This window comes from Alteromonas sp. a30, from assembly GCF_026788005.1.
Classification (GTDB): Bacteria; Pseudomonadota; Gammaproteobacteria; order Enterobacterales; family Alteromonadaceae; genus Paraneptunicella.
This window is the reverse complement of sequence record NZ_JABEPE010000088.1, coordinates 1-856: the sequence shown is the minus strand read 5'-3', so window position 1 is coordinate 856 and position 856 is coordinate 1. Positions and strand designations below refer to the sequence as shown.

Sequence of the window (856 nt, the reverse complement as noted above, 5' to 3'; positions counted from 1 at the left end):
AGCTTAAGTTGCTGCTTAAGCCTGGGTCTCACTTTACCGAAATCGGATGTTTAGGTGGGATTAATTATCCATACAAATTACTCAAAAGGACACAAAACGCTTGGCTTGTGCTCCTTCGTCGCTAATTTTAGCCAAGCATTTATGCGCCCATTAGTAAGGCGTTATACGTAATTATGAGAATTAAGCTCGCCGCAATATTTTTACTACTAAGTCTTAGTTCTTTTGGGAGTAGTATGGAACAAGGAAAAGTTGAAACTCAAAAACTATTTAATGCAGTATTGCCTTTAGCTCAGCAACTGTTATTGGAAAATGAAGAGTTTTTTCCGTTTGGTGAAATAATGAAACCAAATGGCGAGCAAGTTAATTTATCAGCATCAAGTGGCGAAGAACGTCCAAAATCATCAGACTTAATCGACTTACTTAAGAATTATTATATTGAGGCTGCACAAAGTAACGAAATTATTGCATCTGCTTTAGTTTATGATGTAGTGGTTAATGGCTTGGATTCAATCGCTATAGATTTGGATCATGTAAGTGGATATTCCGTTACTGTTGTTGTGCCATATGAATTAACGGAAACGAAGTTAATCATTGGGCAAATGTTTACAGTTAAGGGCAAAAAACAGATTTTTAAGTAATGAGTATATTACGTATAACAAGAGACTCAAAAGGACGCAAAACGCTTGGCTTGTGCTCCTTCGTCGCTAATTTTAGCCAAGCATTTATGCGCCCATTAGTAAGGCGTTAGCAATACAACAAACGGGGTTTCGCCAAATGAAGGGTCTACAAAAACTAGCTGGTATCGCAGCAATTTTCCAAGGGCTTATTTACATAGCAGCCTTTGTGTATTTTGGGG

General features: G+C 37.6%; 1 protein-coding gene. It reads left to right on the top strand.

Translation table 11 applies throughout. The features are described from left to right. Positions 1 to 233 precede the first annotated feature (233 nt). Entirely contained in the window at positions 234 to 638 is a 405-nt protein-coding gene (locus tag HJG39_RS19315; protein WP_268412058.1) for a hypothetical protein, read from the top strand. The last annotated feature ends 218 nt before the right edge of the window (positions 639 to 856 follow it).

Coding starts and splice junctions, on each gene's coding strand:
- HJG39_RS19315 (WP_268412058.1), top strand. CDS start 234: ATGGAACAAGGAAAAGTTGAAACTCAAAAACTATTTAATGCAGTATTG.